Below are 17,912 nucleotides of genomic sequence, written 5' to 3' on the forward strand. Positions count from 1 at the left end.
GATCAGCGCCCCAACTCGACCAGAATACGCTGAGCCACCTTGTCCAGAGGGAGTGATTCGCTGGCAATGCCTGCCTTGGCAACGGCCTGGGGCATGCCATACACCACGCAGGACGCTTCATCCTGAGCCCAGATGGTGGATCCCTGCTCTTTGAGCAGGCGTGCGCCATCCCGGCCATCGGCACCCATCCCGGTCAGGACGATGGCCAATACCTTGTCGGCATAGGTTTTGGCGGCGGAGGCAAAGGTGATATCGACACAAGGCTTGTAGTTGACCTTGTCATTGCCATCGACAATCCGGATGCGTGCGCCGGCACCTCGGCCTTCCAGCAGCATCTGCCGGCCACCCGGCGCCAGATAGGCATGTCCCGGTTTGAGTACGTCGCCATCTTCGGCTTCCTTGACGCCAATCTGGCACAACCCATTGAGACGAGCAGCAAACGCGGCGGTGAAGGTCGCCGGCATATGCTGGATCAGCAAAATCGGATGAGGGAAATCCTTTGGCAACTTGGTCAGAACATTTTGCAAAGCAACGGGCCCACCGGTCGAAGTGCCAATGGCCACCAGCTGGTAGCTCTTGCCACTGCGTTTGAACGCCACAGCGGGAGCTGCGCGGGTCGGCTCCGCCTGACGTTCAATGCCACGAGCCAGAGCAACCCCGCCCAGCGGGCTGCGAGTCGCAGGCTCGGGAGCCTTCGGGCGTGCTGCCGAACTCATCATGAAACGCTTGCGGGAGATCTCTTTTACCCGCTGTTGCAGCAACCTGACCGCCTCGTCTTTGTCACGGGCGATATCTTCGAATTTCTTCGGCAAGAAGTCGAGCGCACCGGCATCCAGGGCATCGAGCGTCGCCTTGGCACCCTCATGGGTCAGTGAGGAGAACATCAGAATGGGAGTCGGGCACTTGGCCATGATCTCCCGCACCGCGCTGATGCCATCCATCACGGGCATCTCGATGTCCATGGTGATCACGTCAGGACGCAGTGACATCGCCTTCTCGACTGCCTCACGGCCATTCTGGGCCGTATCGATCACCGTCAGCATGGGATCCTGAGCGATGATTTCGCTCACTCGACGGCGAAAGAAGCTCGAGTCGTCGACAACTAATACCTTGACTGCCATTGTTATTTTTCTAACTCCTCGGAGCTGGGTGATTAATGTCTACGCGCATATGCCTTGAGCAGACTCGGCACGTCCAGGATCAGGGCGATACCGCCATCACTGGTGATGGTTGCCCCTGCCATGCCCGGCGTCCCTTGTAGCAGATTGTCCAGCGGCTTGATAACCACCTCTTCCTGACCAATCAGGCTGTCGACCACAAAGCCGATCTGCTGGGTACCGATCTGGACGATGACCACATGGCCCGTATCCTGACGGGAACGCTTGTTAGGCCCCCGCACCAGCCACTTGTGCAGGTAGAACAGCGGAATGGCTTTCTCGCGCACTATGATGGTGAGCTGACCATCGACCATGTTGGCCTTGTTCAGATCCAGATGGAAAATCTCGTTCACACAACCAAGGGGCAGTGCAAAGGTCTGTTCCCCAACCTCAACCATCAAGGTCGGTAGAATAGCCAATGTCAGTGGCACCTTGATCTCAAGACGAGTGCCCTTGCCCCAGGTGGAATCGATATGCACAGAGCCGTTGAGACTGACGATGCTGGTCTTCACCACGTCCATGCCGACCCCTCGACCGGAAATATCGGAAATCTCCGACTTGGTCGAGAAACCGGGGGCAAAAATCAGGTTATAAGCATCGTTATCGCTCATGCGAGCAGCAGTATCCGCATCAAGCACACCACGACTGATGGCGATGGACTTGAGTTTTTCGGGATCCATACCTGCGCCATCATCTTCGATACACAGCAGGATATGATCTCCCTGCTGGGAAGCGCTCAGGGTGATGGTACCCTGACGCGGCTTGCCCGCTTTCTCGCGCACATCCGGCATCTCGACGCCGTGGTCGCAAGAGTTGCGCACCAGGTGCACCAGCGGATCCGCCAGCGCCTCAACCAGATTTTTGTCCAGGTCGGTATCTTCGCCGACCATCACCAGTTCGATCTCTTTCTTGAGGGTTCTGGCAAGATCGCGCACAACCCGGGGGAAGCGGCCAAACACCTTCTTGATGGGCTGCATTCGGGTTTTCATGACCGCACCTTGCAAGTCGGCAGTCACGACATCAAGGTTGGCGACCGCCTTCGACATCTCTTCATCATTGCTGGCAATACCCAGGCTCACCAGGCGGTTGCGCACCAGCACCAGTTCTCCCACCATGTTCATGATGACGTCCAGGGTCTTGGTGTCGACTCGTACCGTGGTATCGCTTTGTACCGCGCTGTTTTCAGCCGGCGCCGCCGCCTTCGCAGGCGCTGGTGCTGCTTTAGCGGACGTCTCGGCCGGTTTCGCCGGAGCGGCTGGAGCCGGTTTGGCGACTGGAGCAGGTGTCGGTGCAGCAGGTGCGGGCGCCGCCGATGATGTTACAGGTGAAGAGGTCTTGGCTGCAGATGCCATTGTGCTCTGCGGCCCCTGGCCGCGGCCATGCAGCTCATCCAGCAGGCGCTCAAACTCGTCATCATCAATCAGTTCATCGACTTCCTTTTGAACCGATTTCAACGGATTGATGTCTGGCGCCCCAATATGCTGGCCTTGGCCATGAAGCTGATCCAGCAGAGCTTCAAACTCATCATCGGTAATATCACCGGAATCGCTGGCAACGGGAGCGGGGGCCGAGGCCGAAACGGCCTTGGTCGGTGCTCCGCCGACACCATGCAACTCGTCCAGCAGACGTTCGAATTCGTCCGCAGAAATTTCATCTATTGAACCACCGCCATTTACCGGTGCGGGTTCATTATCGTCAACCATGGGAGCCGCGACGTCAGGCTCTGAAGCCATGACGGGCTCAGGTTCTACTACGGGCTCCGGTTCTGCCACAGCAGGCGCAGCACCACCACCCGAAGTGATCAACTGCTCTTCCCCTTCAGGCTTGCACAGCTCATGCAGGTCATGGAGCAGATCGTCGGAGGCAGGGCTTGGTGCTTCGCGATTCTGGACCTGGGCAAACATAACGTTGATCGCATCCAGTGCCTGCAGAATGACATCCATCAGCTCTGCGGTGACGGTACGCTTGCCGTTGCGCAAAATATCAAAGACGTTTTCCGCACCGTGGCATACGTCAACCAGTTCTCCCAGCGACAGGAACCCGGCGCCCCCTTTCACGGTATGGAAACCGCGGAAGATGGCATTTAACAGGTTTTTGTCATCTGGCCGTTTTTCCAAGTCGACCAGCTGCTCAGACAACTGTTCCAATATTTCGGAGGCTTCGACCAAAAAATCTTGCAGTATGTCTTCATCAACTTCGAAGGCCATGCGTCACTCCATTAGAATCCCAGGCTAGACAGCAGATCGTCCACATCATCCTGACCATTAACCACATCGGAACGCGCTTCCGGGTTCATGATGGGACCTTCTGCTTCAATCCCGTTGACAGGAAGGCTACGAGTTGAATGCTCGGCAGAGGCTTCACCAAACATGGTCAGCATTTCTATTAATTTTGTTTCAACTTCCTGAACAAGCTTGATGACCTTGCGGATCATCTGCCCGGTCAAATCCTGAAAATCTTGTGCCATCAGAATTTCAGTCAGCAGTTGCCGTAATTTATCGGCATCAGCCTCAGAAGCCTTTATAAAATCATCGAGTTGGTGACATAACGCCTTGAACTGGCCCACGCTCATGTCACGGGACATCAATGCATTCCAGTTTGGCAACACCAGCTGGATATTGTCGTTGAGGCGATCCGCTATCGGCAAACTGGCTTCTACGGCATCCATGGTGCGGTTGGCAGCCTTGTCCGTCATGTCGATGACGTAACTGAGGCGCTCCCGCGCGTCCGGAATTTCGTGAGTAGCCAGATCGGGAATACGGGGATCGAGACGAAATTCTTGCAGGGAATTGTGCAGTTGTCGTGTCAGCTGACCGACCTTGTCGAACAGATCGGAGGCATTGGGGGCACACACTTGCGCAAGCAAATCGTCGGCCAACTCAAATTCGCCTTGCTCCAGATGAGCAACAAGCATCCTTGCCTGGTCGAGCGAAATCATTGCTCTCGTTTTGGCCATCATCCCTGCCACCCCTTAGCCAATGCGTTCAAAAATTTTATCGAGCTTTTCCTTGAGCGTCGCAGCAGTGAAAGGCTTGACGATATAGCCATTGACCCCAGCCTGAGCGGCTTCGATGATCTGCTCACGCTTGGCCTCCGCCGTTACCATCAATACCGGCAGGTGCTTGAGTTTGTCATCGACACGAATGGCCTTGAGCAGGTCGATACCTTGCATGCCGGGCATGTTCCAGTCGGTTACCACAAACTGGAAATCACCATTTTTCAGCATCGGCAATGCGGTATTGCCATCATCCGCCTCATGGGTATTGTTGTATCCCAGATCGCGCAGCAAGTTCTTGATAATCCGGCGCATCGTTGAAAAGTCATCAACAATGAGGATTTTCATGTTCTTGTCCAAAATTCCCTCCTAAATAGCCGCCTCGGCGGCTCACTTACATGATGCTAAAAACGGGTTGTGTCCTGCGGATTATGCCTTAGTGTTTCACCTCAGTGTAGCCAGTACAGACACTTATAGATGCCAATCTCGCAAACGGGCGCGTAGTCGGTGCATTGCCTGACTATGGATCTGGCTCACCCGGGACTCACTGACGCTCAAAACCTCGCCAATCTCGCGTAAATTCAGCTCTTCGTCGTAGTAAAGAGAGAGAACCAGGGCTTCTCTCTCTGGCAGGCGACCAATTTGCTCGGATAATTCAATCTGAAATCGTTCTGCGGCCAATTCATCGAATCCGGATCCGGCAGGAGTGTCATCGGGCTGCCCGATCACGTCTTCACTGACCCCGAGATCCTCGATACCGATAATTTTTCCACAAGAAACATCCTGCAACATGGCGTGGTACTCGTTGATCGAGACCCCCATATGAGCCGCGACATCGGTATCACGCGCATCCCGCCCCTGCGACTGCTCCACATTCTCGATGGCTTCGGCGATCGCCCGGCTGTTGCGATGCACGGAACGAGGCACCCAGTCACCACGCCTGATCTCGTCGAGCATGGCGCCGCGGATGCGGATCCCGGCATAGGTTTCAAAACTGGCGCCCTTGCTGCCGTCAAAATTGCGGGAGGCTTCAAGCAGCCCAATCATACCTGCCTGGATCAGGTCATCCAGCAAGACACTGCTTGGCAGGCGAGCCAACAAGTGCTGGGCAATCCGTTTGACCAGGGGAGCGTGACGCTCCACCAGCGCATAGGAATCCTGATGACGCAAGTACGCTTGGGCTTTATTCACGGGAACCTTCCTGTGTGGTGGCCGGTTTTTGCAACAGATTTTCCAGGAAAAACTCCAGGTGACCTCCCGGCTGGTTCGGCACCGGCCAACTGGCGGCCTTGTTGGCAAGGGCCCGGAAGGCCAGGGCGGCCGGCGACTTCGGAAACGCCTCGACAATCAGCTTCTGCTTGCGTACTGCAGCCCGCAGGTTGGTGTCATAAGGCACGCAGGCCACCAGCTCGAGAGAGGTATCCAGGAAACGATCCGTCACCCGGGTCAGCTTGGCGAACAGTTCCTGTCCTTCCCGCAGGCTGCGCACCATGTTGGCTACCACCTTGAAGCGGAACACCCCGTGCTCCTTGGAGAGGATCTTGATGAGAGCGTAGGCATCCGTGATAGAGGTGGGTTCATCACACACCACTACCATGATGTCCTGGGCCGCACGAGTGAAACTCAGCACCATGTCAGAGATACCGGCTGCGGTATCCACCAGCAACACGTCGACCTGGGTCTTCATCTCGCTGAAGGCACGGATCAGCTCGGCATGCTGCACCGGCGTAAGCTCTACCATGGACTGGGTACCCGAGGTCGCCGGCACTATCATCATGCCGTAGGGCCCCTCGACGATGATGTCGTCTATGGTGCACTCGCCGGCCAATACGTGAGAGAGGTTGCGATGCACCCTCAGCCCCAGCATGACGTCGACGTTGGCAAGACCCAGGTCGGCATCCAGCACCATCACCCGCTTGCCTTGTGCCGCCATGGCGCCCGCCACGTTCAGTGTCACGTTGGTTTTACCCACGCCACCCTTGCCGCCGGACACGGCGATCACTTTCACTCGATTGTTTTGACGCATTTTGCGCAGACCACTTGCCTGATCCATATACATGTTACTCATAAAACTCCGAATCTTCGGCTTCGCCAAAGCCCGCGCCCCAGAAATAGGGCTCTTGCGTTTCTCGCTCCAGCGAACCCATGGCCGCGCCGACGAGCTGCGCAGCATCGGCAACCTGAATATCTTCCGGAACCCGCTGGCCATCAGTGATGTAACTGATCGGCAAGGCGTTCTGGATACACACGTTAATCACTTCGCCCAGATTCAGACTTTCATCCAATTTGGTAAGTATGCAGCCGCTGAGCGGGATCCGCCGGAAATGGTCTACCGCTTCCTGCATCACCCGACGCTGTGAGGTCGCCGACATCACCAGATAGTTGCGGATCCGTACCTTGGCATTCTTGACCAGGGTATCGAGCTGTTCGGTCAACCGCACATCCCGCTGACCAACCCCGGCGGTATCGATCAATACCAGACGACGATGACGGAACTGATAGAGCGCATTGGCCAGCTCCTCGGCATCCCGCACCTGGCGAACCGGGCAGCCCATGATGCGGCCATAGGTCTGCAGCTGTTCATGGGCACCGATCCGGTAGTTGTCGGTGGTGATGAGCGCCACCTGCTCAGCGCCATACTTCATGGCAAAACGGGCCGCCAGCTTGGCGATGGTGGTGGTCTTGCCCACCCCGGTCGGGCCAAGCAGGGCCACGGCCCCGCCCTGGCGCAAGATCTCGTCTTCGCTGATCTTGAGCTGGGCGGTGAGCACCTCGGCCAGCTGGGCCATCGCCTGATGAATGGGCATGTCTTCCGGGATGAGGCCTGCCAGCTGATCAGCAAAAGCGTCATCAAAGCCCATTTTCTTGAGCTCCTTGATGAGCAAGGCCCGCATCGGCTCGCGGCGCTCCACTTCTTGCCACATCAGTCCGGAGATCTGGTGCTCCAGCAGTTTGCGGATGCTGGCCATCTCCTTGCGCATCCCTTCCATCTCCTGATCCCGCTGGGCAGGCTGAGAAGAACGCCCACCGGCCGCCACTCGGGGCTTGGGTCTGGCAGGCTCGGGAGCCGCCCCCCACTGTCCCTGTTCGGCAAGGGTTTTGGGAGCACTACTGGCCGCCGCCAGACCGGCGGACTGCTGGCCACCAAGCGGTGCCTGGCTGGCCGGTTTGAGCTTTTGCTGGCGGGCCAGCAGGGCAGCCAGGGTATCGGCATAATGTTCGTTCTGCCCCTGAGGCTGGGCAGGTTCGGGGCGATTCATCTGCCGCGCGGCAGACGAAATATTGACGCTCTCATCGTTCAACTGACGGCGAACTGGCGCATCTTTGGGCCCCGGTACCTGGGACTGATAATCGACAGCCGCGACTATCTCCACCCCACCGGTGACCTTTTTGTTGGACATGATGACGGCATCGGGCCCGAGAGTCTCCTTGACCTCGGCCAGAGCCGTTCGCATGTCCTTGGCAAAAAACCGCTTAATCTTCACCCGTCGTCTCCGCTAACTAGTTCTGTCCCACCGCACTGACGATGCGAATCTGCTTGTCGTCAGGCACTTCCTGATAAGACAGAACACGTAATCCAGGAATGGCATTCTTGACAAATTTGGCCAGGGTATTGCGCAAGATCCCCGATGTCAGAAGCACGGCAGGCTGACCTTCCAGCTCTTGCCGTTGTGTAGCTTCCACCAGCGAGCGCTGCATCCGCTCCGCCAGGCCAGGTTCAATCCCTGCTCCATCACCACCACCTGCCTGCAGTGATTGATGCAATATACGTTCCAACTCTGGAGCCAGGGTGATCACCGGCAGCTCGGGATCGGGGCCGGCAATCTCCTGGACGATGAGGCGGCGCAGGGCAATCCGGCAGGCGGCCGTGAGCACTTCCGGATCCGGGCTGCGCGGCGCGTATTCGACCAGGGTCTGCAGGATAGTGCGCATGTCGCGAATTGGCACGCCCTCATTGAGCAAATTCTGCAATACCTTCACCAGGTTGCCCATGCTGATCACCTCAGGCACCAACCCTTCCACCAGCTTGCTCTGATGCTTGCCGATCATGTCGAGCAGCTGTTGCACCTCGTCATGACCCAGCAGCAGGGCCGCATGGTTGGCGAGGATCTGGCTCAGATGCGTCGCCACCACGGTGGCGGTATCCACCACCGTATAGCCCAGGGTCTGGGCATGGGAGACCTGCTCCTTGGCGACCCACACCGCCTCCAGCCCGAAGGCGGGATCCCGGGTGGCAATCCCCTGCACCTGACCAAAGACCTGACCCGGGTTGATGGCCATCTCCTTGTCATAGTAGACATTGGCCTCGCCGGTGCTGACCCCCATCAGAGTAATGCGATACTGGTTGGGTGCCAGATCCAGGTTGTCGCGAATGTGTACCGCCGGCACCAGAAAGCCCAGCTCCTGGGAGAGCTTCTTGCGCACCCCCTTGATCCGGTTGAGCAGCTCCCCGCCTTGGTTGCGATCCACCAGCGGGATGAGCTGATAACCCACCTCGAGACCGATGATGTCCACCGGCATTACGTCATCCCAACTCAGCTCTTTCTGCTCGTGGGGCTGCTCTGCGGTAGCAGGCATCAGCTCGCCCTTGGCCGCCTTGGCCGCAGCCAGCTTCTCGCGGCGCAGCAGCCACCAGGCCCCCAGCGCCGCCAGGCCGCCCAGGCTCAGGAAGGCAAAGTGCGGCATACCGGGCACCAGACCCATCATCAACAGGATGGCGGCGGAGATGATCAGCGCCTTGGGATTATCGAACAGCTGGCCCAGCACGGCCGTGCCCATGTCCTGATCGGTATTTTGGCGGGTTACGATAATGGCGGCGGCGATGGAGAGCAGCAGCGAAGGGATCTGGGCAACCAGGCCATCACCGATGGCGAGCAGAGTATAGATCTCGGCCGATTCGCCGAAGGTCAGATTGTGCTGGGCCATCCCTATGATGAAACCACCCAGGATGTTGATGAAGAGGATCATGATGCCCGCGATGGCATCCCCTTTCACAAACTTGGAGGCACCGTCCATGGAGCCGTAGAAGTCCGCTTCCTGGGTGACCTCCTGACGGCGTTTCTTCGCCTCTTCCTGATTGATAAGGCCGGCGTTCAAGTCGGCATCGATGGCCATCTGCTTGCCGGGCATGGCATCCAGGGTGAAGCGGGCGCTAACTTCAGAGATCCGTCCCGCACCCTTGGTGACCACCACGAAGTTGATGATCATCAGGATCAGGAAGACGATGATGCCGACCGCATAGTTGCCACCGATCACCACGTTGCCGAAGGCCTCGATCACATGACCGGCCGCCGCGCTGCCGTTATGGCCTTCCAGCAGCACCACCCGGGTGGAAGCAACGTTGAGGGCCAGTCGCAACAGGGTGGCTACCAGCAATACGGTCGGGAAGGCGGCAAATTCCAGCGGACGCCGGGTATAGACAGCCACCAGCAACACGACGATGGAGAGGGCTATGTTGAAGGAGAAGAGGATATCCAGCATCAGCGGCGGGATGGGCAGCACCACCATGCCAAGGGATGCCAGCACCAGCAAGGGGGTGCCAAACCCTTTGCCAAGCAGCCCTCTGTACTCTTTTAAACGGCCCAATGATGCCTTGAATTCCATCGCCATTCTCAATTTCAACTCGCAGATGGCAAATTAAAGCAAACATTGAGCCAACAATTCAATGTATTGATTTTGAATGATTTTATTTTGACGACGTCAGAAGTTTGTCATTTGCGATATTCAGGCGGGATGGGGAGATCCTTGGCCAACGGTTGCGGACGACGCCCCTGGCCACGGCGGAATTTCTTGAGCTGGAAGACATAGGCCAACACCTGGGCCACTGCGGCAAACAACCCCTCCGGGATCTCGCGCCCGAGCTCGGTGGAGTGGTAGATGGCCCGGGTCAGCTCGGGAGAGGGCATGATGGGGATTTCGTATTCCCGCGCGATTTCCCGAATTTTCATCGCTATCTCGTCAGTTCCCTTGGCGATCACCTTGGGTGCCGCACCGGGCTTGCCCGCCTCATACTGGAGCGCCACCGAATAGTGGGTCGGGTTGGTGATCACCACATCGGCCTTGGGGATCTCCCCCATCATGCGGCGCATCGCCATCTCCATCTGCAGGCGGCGGATCCGCCCCTTCACCTCGGGCTTGCCCTCGCTGTCCTTGAATTCGTCCTTCACCTCCTGCTTGGTCATCTTGAGCTGGCGCATGTGGTTCCACTGCTGGAACGGCACGTCAATGGCCACGATGGGAATGAGGGCGCAGCAGAGGATGATCAGCATCCACAAAAACAGCTCCAGCGCGTCTATGATGCCACCGGGGAAGCCCTCCAGGGAGAGGTTGAGCAGGTGGTTGAACTGGCTCGACAGCATCCACCAGGCGAACAGGCTGATGAAGACCACCTTGGCAATGGACTTGACCAATTCAATCAGAGACTGCACGCCGAACATCCGTTTGAAGCCGTTGATGGGGCTCAGCTTGCTGAACTTGGGCATCATGGCCTCGGTGGAGAAGTTCATCCCCCCCATCAAGATGTTGCCGACGAAGGCGGCGATGGCCACCAGCGCAAACAGCATCCCCAAGGGAAGTATCAATTCCGACAACAGGGCCGGCACCATGGCGATCATGGCCGCGGGATCGAAGGCTTGATCCCGATCCAGGGTGAAGCCCATGGTAAGCACCTTGATCATGGCGGTCGCCAGGGAAGCCTTGATCATCAGCAATCCGAACACGGCCGCCAGCAGCACGCTGGCGGTTCCCAGCTCCTTGGAGCGTGCAATCTGCCCTTTTTCACGGGCTTGTTGCAGTCGTTTGCCCGTGGGTTGTTCGGTACGTTCCTGATCGGTATCAGCCATGGGTGCCTCCGAAGCACTGGGTGCCGATCAGCTCGCAGCTGACCTCCTGCACCCTCTCCCACATGGTATCGAAATGACCGAGGAAGCCGCCGATGGTGAGCCAGAGGATCAGCAGACCCGACATCATGCTGACCGCAAAGCCGATGCTGAAAATGTTGAGCTGGGGCGCCGCCCGGGTCATGACACCAAACGCGAAGTTGATGAGGAGCAGCGCAACGATGGCGGAGAGCGCCATCACCAGAGAGGCCTGATACATGACCCCGAGAAAACCGATCAGTGTCCGGATGGAGGGGAGCGACAGCCCGGTGTCCGATACCGGCAGCGTCTCGAAACTCAAGATCACCAGGCGCAGCATGATGAGATGACCATCCACCGCGAGAAAGACCAGGGTCGCCAGCATCAGATAAAACTGGCCCACTACGGGGGCCGACTGGCCATTCATGGGATCCACCAGGGTGGCAAAACCCAGGCTGGTCTGCATGGCGATGACCTGGCCGGCCATCACGAAACTCTCCATCAGAAACTGGGTCATCAGACCCAGCGCCACACCGATGAGCAGCTGCTGGGCCAGCACCAGAAAACTGCCGACGGAGAAGAGCTCGACCGGCGGCATCTTGGGTAGTAGCGGCGAGATCAGAAAGGTGATGGCCAGCGCCAGCCCCATGCGCACGCGCGCTGGCGTCAGGCGACTGCCGAACACCGCCATCACCATCAGGAGGCTGCTCACCCGCGCCAGTGGCCAAAGGATGGAAGACAACCACTCCATGATAAGAGCGGTTGTGTAGGTCATCCCACCACCTCGGGGATCTGGCTGACCATCAGGGTAAAGAAGTCCATCAGGCTCTGCAGGCCCCAGTGGGCTCCCGCCCCCAGGGCAAACAGGGTGACGATGAGACGGGGCAGGAAGCTCAGGGTCTGTTCGTTGATGGAGGTGGCCGCCTGAAAGATGGCCACCATCAAGCCGACGAACAGGCTGGGCAGGATCACGGCGCTCACCATGATGTTCACCAGCCAGAGCGCCTCACGAAAGACGTCGACAAAGGTTTCCGGACTCATATGCAGGGCTCCTTGCGCTTGGCCGGCTTAGCCGGCACCCAGTCCGAAGCTGTTGGCCAGCGATCCCAGAATGAGGTTCCAGCCATCCACCATGACGAACAGCATCAGCTTGAATGGCAGGGAAACGATCATCGGGGAGAGCATCATCATACCCATGGCCATCAGGATACTGGCCACCACCAGATCGATGACAAGGAATGGCAGGAACAGCATGAAGCCGATCTGGAAGGCTGTCTTGAGTTCGCTGGTAACAAAGGCCGGGATCAGCACCCGCAGCGGCACGTCGGCGGGCTTGGCCGCCTGGACGTTGGCGATCTCCATGAAGGTATTGAGATCCTTGACCCGGGTTTGGGCCAGCATGAACTGATGGATGGGCAACTGGGCCCGCTCGAGTGCCTCCTTGGCCTGGATGGTCTCCGCCAGATAAGGCTGCAGCGCCTCGTTGTTGATGCGATCCAGCACCGGCGACATGATGAAAAACGACATGAACAGGGCGATGCCGATCAACACCTGGTTGGAGGGGCTCTGCTGCAGACCGATGGCCTGACGCAGGATGCCGAGCACGACGACGATGCGGGTAAAGGAGGTCATCATGATGACCATGGCCGGCAGGAAAGAGAGCGCCGTCATCAAAGCCAGCACTTGCAGCGTCAGGCTGTACTCCTGACTGCCGTCCGCCATGGTCTTGACGGTCACCGCCGACATGCCGCCGTCCTGGGCCATGGCAAGGGGTGACAGCAGGCCGACCAGCAGCCAGATCCAGTTAGCTTTGTTCATGCTTGCCCATCAATTTGCCGAGCTGCTGGGAAAACGCCTGGGGCTGGCTCTCGTCCAGCGGCTCCTCCAGACGATAGAGGAAGTTGACCTGCTGCGGGGTGACCCCGATCAGCAGCTGCTGCTCCCCCACCTTGACCACCATCAGCTTCTCCTTGTAGCCGACCGGCAGGCTGGCGATAACCCGCATCTGCCCGCCCCCCATGGCGTTGGCAATCTTGCTCTTCTTGAGCAGAAAGCCCAGCACCAGGATGAGGCCGATCACCATCAGGCTGGAGAGCAGCCAGGAGCTCAGGCTGGGAGGATTGGCCGCCCCACCGACGTCGGCCAGCGCGGGCAGGGGCAACAGCAGTAACAGGAGCAGGCGCATCATTTGAGTTTCTTGATCCGTTCAATCTGACTGATGGCATCGGCCAACACAGAAGGAATGCCGAACTTCTTGGTCAGCATCCGGGGAGCCCATATCGGCGACACAAAGAATCTTGTCATTTGAGCTTCTTGATCCTTTCTATCTGGCTGATGACATCGGTCAGACGGATACCGAACTTGTCGTTCACCACCACTACCTCACCGTGAGCGATCAGGGTGCCGTTGACCAGCACGTCCAGCGGTTCACCTGCCACGCGATCCAGCTCCACCACTGAGCCCTGGTTCAGCTGCAGCAGGTTGCGAATGCTGATCTGGCTGCGGCCCACCTCCATGGCGATGGTAACCGGAATATCCAGAATGGTGTCGAGCTTGCGCCGCTCCTCGGCACTGATTGGCGCATCGTCCTTCAGCTCCTCGAGGGGGGCCGGCTTGGCTTCCGCCGTTACCTGCTCCTCCAGCGCGGCAGCCCAGGCATCCGCCATCAGATCCTCTTCATCAGTTCCGCTCATCTTGGTTCCTTATGCTACTTCGTGACCCCTGAATCGCTTCAGAGGCCGATTATGGCTGTTGATCTTCGATGCTGCGCTCGAGCTCTTCCAGCTCGGCTTCGCCATCAATGCGTACACCGCCCCGGGTCACCAGATGCATCTCTGTCTTGACCCCTTCCGGGCGTTTGAGCTTGTCGGTGATCTTGAGCGCCACGTTGTCCTTGGTGCGACCCATCTTGGCGTGGAAGGTGGGCAGATCCTCCACGAACACCAGCAGGTTCTCCGGCATCTCCACCGGAATGATGTCACCGGGCTGCAGCTCCATCAGCTCGCGCAGGGTGAGCTCTGTCTCCAGCAGCTTGGCCCTCAGCTCCACCTTGACGTCCATGATCTCGTCGCGCAGGGCCTTGCTCCAGCGCACGTCGGTGTCGCCCTTGTCGCTCTGCACACCGGCATCGAGCAGCTCGCGGATGGGTTCCAGCATGGAGTAGGGCATGGCGACGTGGAAGTCGCCACCACCGCCGTCCAGCTCGATGTGGAACGAGCTCACCACGATCACCTCGGTGGGACTGACGATGTTGGCCATGGCCGGGTTCACCTCGGAGTCGAGGTACTCGAAGCCCACGTCCATCACCGGCGCCCAGGCATCCTTGTAATCTTCAAAGACCAGCTTGAGCAACATCTGGATGATGCGTCGCTCGGTCGGGGTGAACTCGCGCCCCTCGATCTTGGCGTGGTAACGACCGTCGCCGCCGAAGAAGTTCTCCACCAGGATGAAGACGAGACGCGCCTCCATGGTGATGAGCGCCGTGCCCTTGAGGGGACGAAAGCGCACCATGTTGAGACTGGTCGGCACGAACAGGGTGTGGACATACTCGCCGAATTTCAGCATCTGCACGCCGTTGATGGAGACCTCGGCGGTGCGGCGCATCATGTTGAACAGGCTGATGCGCATATGGCGGGCGAAACGCTCGTTCACCAGCTCAAGGGTCGGCATCCGGCCACGGACGATGCGGTCCTGGGAGGAGAAGTCAAACTGGGCAACGCCGGGATCCCCCGCCGCCCCTATCTCTTCCTCTTCGACATCATCGACACCGTGCAAGAGGGCATCAATTTCGTCCTGACTTAACAGATCGCTCACGCTTCACCTATTGCATTACAAAGCCGGTAAACAGCACTTGTTCGATAACGGGGGAAGAGACCAGGTCATTGAGCACCCGACGGCACTCTTCCAGTGAATCCTTGCGCAGCTTCTCCTTGCCCTCGAAGGTCATCAACTGCTCGGCGGGTGCGGCACTGAAGACCCGCAGCAGGGTCCCTTCGATCAGTGGAATATGTTGCTTGGCCAAGGCCTCGTCTGCGGTGCCGCGCACCATCAGCTGGATCTTGATCTGCACCAGTCGATCCCGCTGCGCCCCCGCCACGTTGAACACGAAGGGGCGGGGCATACCGACATAGAGTGACGGTTGGGGCGCCGCATCCTTCGCCGCTGCGCCATCGGCCTGCTCACTCTGCTCACCCTCTGCCGGTTTGTCAGAGCCGGAGAGCATAAACCAGGCCCCTGCACCGCCACCGGCCAGCAAGATGACGGCCAGGGCAATGATAATGATCAGCTTTTTTTTCTTGCCCGCAGCGGGGTCTTTTAGCGTCAGTTCGTTATCGTCAGCCATCCCTTGTCCACCCTAGTCTCAAACTTGTTCGGTATCATAAACTTACTCGGGATTGCATCAAGCATAGAAATCAATTCCGGAACCGTTTGTCGATTCCGCCAGCAAACTTCGGCCGGAACTCGCCACCTCGACGCCACCTTGTCCCTCGGAAGCGCCTGACTGGCCACCCTGCTGGCCCTGTTGACCCTGTCCACTGAAGCCTTGCTGCCCCTGTTGACCCTGCTGGGGGGCCTGCTGCTGAACCTGGGTCTGACCGAGCTGGATACCCTGACCGGCCAGCATTTCGCGCAGCCGGGGAATGGTCTGCTCCAGCATCTCGCGGGTCTGACCATGTTGTACCACAAAATGGACGTTGGCCTGGCTGTCGGCCCCGATCTGGATCTGGATCTTCATCTTGCCAAGGCCGAGGGGGTCGAGCTGGATCTCAGCCTGCTGCAGCTTGTCCGCCAGCATCACATTGACCTTCTGGTGCAGCTCGGCGGGAGCATCCTTGCTGGCCAGGTTCAGATGGGGCAAGGATTGCGGCTCACGGCGCACACCAGCCTCCGGCATGGTTGGCCCCTTGCTCTCCGTTACCTGGGGTTGCGGCTGGCTACCCTGCCCCGGCTGCACGCTCTGGGCGTCATTGCCAGTGCTGGCGGAGGCGGCGCCCGACCGGCTCTTGCTCGCCTCGGCGACCTTCTGCTTCACCTCCTGGGCCATCGCCTTGCGTAGCTCGCTGCTACCTGTCACCTCCATCTGCTGGATACCGGCCGAGATGGTCGACAGCGGAGCCTGGGGTCCCTGGGGTTGAGCCTGGGCCAGTGCCTGTTGCGGCGCCGTCATCACAGGAGGTGTGGTGCCCGCATCGCCGGCGGCCACCGGGCTGCTCTGTACCGCGGCATTGGCGCTGGCCGCCTTGGCCGCGCTGGCATCACTGCTGGCTGAATTGGCGGGTGCGGCCTGCTGGCCACTCTGAGCGGGTTCCTCTCCCTTGCTCCGAGCCTCGGAGGCGCTGGCCTGCACGCTGGCATCAGGTTGCTTGATGCCTTCACCGAACGCCCTGGCCGCCGCGGCCGGCCCCTGCAGGTGCGCACCCTGGCCAGGTGACACCTTGCTCGCCATGGGGGGGATGTCGGGTTTGCTCTTGCTCTCTTCGCCCTCTTTCCCCTGCACTGCCTCACCCTGCTTCAGGGGAGGCGTCTGCTCCTCGCCGGGCAGGCGGCCAGCCAGCTGGGCCAGACGCTCCTGGGCAGAGAGGGGCTTGTCCCCTTTCACGGCACCAGGCAGCCGTGGGTCATCCTTGAGAGAGACCTTGTCATCTTCCCCCTCCAATACGGCATCAGCCAATACGCCTTTTCCTTCATCTGCCGGGGCCATCTTGGACTGCACGGTCTCGGCTTCATCCACCAGGGACGCGGTGGGCTGACTCCCCTCCGTCAAGGCTGACGACACGGAAGGCATTGGCGTAGCACTCGAAGCTGGCAGGGATGTCTCGCCGCCTTTTGCAACCAGAGTCTGGGCCAGCTTGCCCGCTGATGACGAGAGCCCGTCGTTATCGGCCAGCACGTCACCCTCCCCCTCTTGCGGCAAGAGATTGCCGTTCGCCACAAAAGCGGGGTCGATAGCCGCGTCTTGTTCCGCCACCACTTGTGCAGGCAAGGGCACCGCCGGCGCCGTGACCAGGGTGGTGTCGAGCTTGAGGGAGTCTTGCAGACGGAGCAGAAAATCGCTGGCGGGTAGATCCTCTGCTTTCGTGTCGGATTTATCGGATTTGGCGGGTTTGTCAGAGCCGGCAGCCTCCACCTCGGACGACACCTCATCGGTCGCCAAAGATTTGGCTGTCTGGGAAGAAGAAGCCTCGGGGGCACTCTTTACGCGCTCTGGCGCCGAGCCCGTCCCCTGAACCTTGGCGATCTCGGTGGCGAAATCCCCTCTCTGTCCGGACGGGTTGCCGCCATCGCTGCCGCCGGTTTCCGCCACGCCGTTCAGGGAGGCATTTTCCAAGCCATTCGTCAGAGTCGAAGGCGCCTGTGTCAACACTGTCTGCATCATGATGGGATCCCTGAATTCTGGAGGTGCCCACGTCAGGGCTACCGGCAATGTTCAGTTCAAAGCAAGTTACAGGCCAGATTGATGGAAACGCCTCAGTATGGCGTACTCATCCAGCATCTTCTGCTCCTGACGCTGGGCCTTCTGCTGCTCGCGGCTGGCCTGCTTCTCCAGCAGCAGCTCCACCGCCTTGCGCCGCTGCTGGGCCGCCAGCCAGGCTTCCCGCCGCTGCTCCAGCGCCTGGCGCACCTGCTGCACCCCTTCGCTCTGTTGGGTGGCGGCCTGTTCGAGCTTGTTGATGAAGGCGTGATACTGGGTATTTTGCTGGGCGCTGATCCCCTGTAGGCCGCGATCGGTCCACTGCTGGTGATAGATCTGGCGGTACTGGTTGAGGGCGTTTTGCTGATCCATGAACAGCTTCAGATCCTGCTGCGCCTTGACCAGCGCCAGCGCACACTGCTGTTCGGCCTCGACCAGCCGCTCGGCCAGCAACACCAACCCTTTACTCATCGCCGCTCTCTCCCCTCATC

18 protein-coding genes are annotated in these 17,912 nt (G+C 59.2%); all 18 read right to left on the reverse strand.

Annotation, left to right across the window (positions count from 1 at the left end):
• Positions 1–2: 2 nt before the first annotated feature.
• Positions 3–1,121 carry a chemotaxis response regulator protein-glutamate methylesterase gene (locus ACB034_RS18700; protein ID WP_371173475.1) on the reverse strand — a complete coding sequence of 373 codons (1,119 nt, stop codon included), beginning with the start codon at positions 1,119–1,121 and terminating at the stop codon, positions 3–5.
• Positions 1,122–1,153: 32 nt separating this feature from the next.
• A complete protein-coding gene (locus ACB034_RS18705; protein WP_371173476.1) occupies positions 1,154–3,364 on the reverse strand; it encodes a chemotaxis protein CheA in 2,211 nt (736 codons plus the stop codon).
• A gap of 11 nt (positions 3,365–3,375) precedes the next feature.
• Positions 3,376–4,116 (reverse strand): protein phosphatase CheZ, encoded by a 741-nt coding sequence (locus ACB034_RS18710; protein ID WP_026457228.1) that lies wholly within the window; start codon positions 4,114–4,116, stop codon positions 3,376–3,378.
• A gap of 12 nt (positions 4,117–4,128) precedes the next feature.
• On the reverse strand, positions 4,129–4,512 hold the full coding sequence (gene cheY, locus ACB034_RS18715) for a chemotaxis response regulator CheY (protein ID WP_026457229.1): 384 nt from the start codon (positions 4,510–4,512) through the stop codon (positions 4,129–4,131).
• 111 nt (positions 4,513–4,623) lie between these two features.
• Entirely contained in the window at positions 4,624–5,343 is a 720-nt protein-coding gene (locus ACB034_RS18720) for an RNA polymerase sigma factor FliA (protein WP_042024829.1), read from the reverse strand.
• On the reverse strand, positions 5,336–6,178 hold the full coding sequence (locus ACB034_RS18725; RefSeq protein WP_371143494.1) for a MinD/ParA family protein: 843 nt from the start codon (positions 6,176–6,178) through the stop codon (positions 5,336–5,338). The genes ACB034_RS18720 and ACB034_RS18725 overlap by 8 nt, the downstream gene beginning before the upstream one ends.
• 34 nt (positions 6,179–6,212) lie before the next feature.
• On the reverse strand, positions 6,213–7,637 hold the full coding sequence (gene flhF / locus ACB034_RS18730) for a flagellar biosynthesis protein FlhF (protein ID WP_201976926.1): 1,425 nt from the start codon (positions 7,635–7,637) through the stop codon (positions 6,213–6,215).
• Between the two features lie 16 nt (positions 7,638–7,653).
• A complete protein-coding gene (flhA, locus tag ACB034_RS18735; RefSeq protein ID WP_124240498.1) occupies positions 7,654–9,756 on the reverse strand; it encodes a flagellar biosynthesis protein FlhA in 2,103 nt (700 codons plus the stop codon).
• Between the two features lie 107 nt (positions 9,757–9,863).
• Positions 9,864–10,994, reverse strand: a complete 1,131-nt coding sequence (gene flhB / locus ACB034_RS18740; protein WP_026457795.1) for a flagellar biosynthesis protein FlhB — start codon at positions 10,992–10,994, stop codon at positions 9,864–9,866.
• Entirely contained in the window at positions 10,987–11,784 is a 798-nt protein-coding gene (fliR, locus tag ACB034_RS18745; protein ID WP_201976925.1) for a flagellar biosynthetic protein FliR, read from the reverse strand. The genes flhB and fliR overlap by 8 nt, the downstream gene beginning before the upstream one ends.
• Positions 11,781–12,050, reverse strand: coding sequence for a flagellar biosynthesis protein FliQ (gene fliQ, locus ACB034_RS18750; protein ID WP_042024825.1), 270 nt, complete (start codon positions 12,048–12,050; stop codon positions 11,781–11,783). Before fliQ ends, fliR begins: the two co-directional genes overlap by 4 nt.
• Before the next feature lie 27 nt (positions 12,051–12,077).
• On the reverse strand, positions 12,078–12,827 hold the full coding sequence (gene fliP / locus ACB034_RS18755) for a flagellar type III secretion system pore protein FliP (protein ID WP_371173477.1): 750 nt from the start codon (positions 12,825–12,827) through the stop codon (positions 12,078–12,080).
• A complete protein-coding gene (gene fliO, locus ACB034_RS18760; RefSeq protein WP_042024823.1) occupies positions 12,814–13,197 on the reverse strand; it encodes a flagellar biosynthetic protein FliO in 384 nt (127 codons plus the stop codon). Before fliO ends, fliP begins: the two co-directional genes overlap by 14 nt.
• Before the next feature lie 112 nt (positions 13,198–13,309).
• Complete coding sequence (fliN, locus tag ACB034_RS18765) at positions 13,310–13,702, reverse strand: flagellar motor switch protein FliN (RefSeq protein ID WP_011705280.1); 393 nt, start codon at positions 13,700–13,702, stop codon at positions 13,310–13,312.
• Between the two features lie 49 nt (positions 13,703–13,751).
• A complete protein-coding gene (fliM, locus tag ACB034_RS18770) occupies positions 13,752–14,822 on the reverse strand; it encodes a flagellar motor switch protein FliM (RefSeq protein ID WP_042024822.1) in 1,071 nt (356 codons plus the stop codon).
• A 7-nt stretch (positions 14,823–14,829) separates the two neighbouring features.
• Positions 14,830–15,351 carry a flagellar basal body-associated protein FliL gene (gene fliL, locus ACB034_RS18775; protein WP_042072164.1) on the reverse strand — a complete coding sequence of 174 codons (522 nt, stop codon included), beginning with the start codon at positions 15,349–15,351 and terminating at the stop codon, positions 14,830–14,832.
• A 57-nt stretch (positions 15,352–15,408) separates the two neighbouring features.
• Positions 15,409–17,385 (reverse strand): flagellar hook-length control protein FliK, encoded by a 1,977-nt coding sequence (locus ACB034_RS18780; RefSeq protein WP_371173478.1) that lies wholly within the window; start codon positions 17,383–17,385, stop codon positions 15,409–15,411.
• Positions 17,386–17,451: 66 nt separating this feature from the next.
• Positions 17,452–17,892, reverse strand: a complete 441-nt coding sequence (gene fliJ, locus ACB034_RS18785; RefSeq protein WP_026456074.1) for a flagellar export protein FliJ — start codon at positions 17,890–17,892, stop codon at positions 17,452–17,454.
• Positions 17,893–17,912: the final 20 nt, after the last annotated feature.

The organism is Aeromonas sp. S18(2024), assembly GCF_041402525.1.
GTDB lineage: Bacteria > Pseudomonadota > Gammaproteobacteria > Enterobacterales > Aeromonadaceae > Aeromonas > Aeromonas enteropelogenes.